Origin of the sequence: Oceanobacillus alkalisoli (genome assembly GCF_021556485.1) — a bacterium.
GTDB classification, from domain to species: domain Bacteria; phylum Bacillota; class Bacilli; order Bacillales; family Amphibacillaceae; genus Oceanobacillus; species Oceanobacillus alkalisoli.
Window position 1 is genome coordinate 1 of the sequence record NZ_JAKGBW010000066.1, and the last position, 292, is coordinate 292.

General features: G+C 55.5%; 1 protein-coding gene. It reads left to right on the forward strand.

The window, feature by feature from the left end; all coding sequences use genetic code 11:
* The coding region (locus tag LZD48_RS18520) for a TraJ family protein (protein ID WP_438822775.1) at positions 1–259 on the forward strand (259 nt) is incomplete at its 5' end.
* Positions 260–292: the final 33 nt, after the last annotated feature.

Consider the following 292-nt stretch of genomic DNA (forward strand, 5'->3'; position numbering starts at 1 on the left):
CGACATCGAGCGGATGCAGGCAGACCCGAACTTCTCGCTGGATTCGAGCGACGGGGTGTATATCGTATTCCTCTGCATCGGCATCATCGGCTACTTTACCATTCCCACCGTTGCGGGCTGGATTATCCAAGCCGGAGGCATGGGCGGTTACGGTCGCAACGTGAACCAGATGGCGGGACGAGCCGGAAGCATGGCGGGCAGCGTGGCGGGTGCAGCCGCAGGAAACGCAGTCGGACGTGTCGGCAAATTGCTGAAATAATCAATGTGCAATCATAAATTGGAAAATATAAAT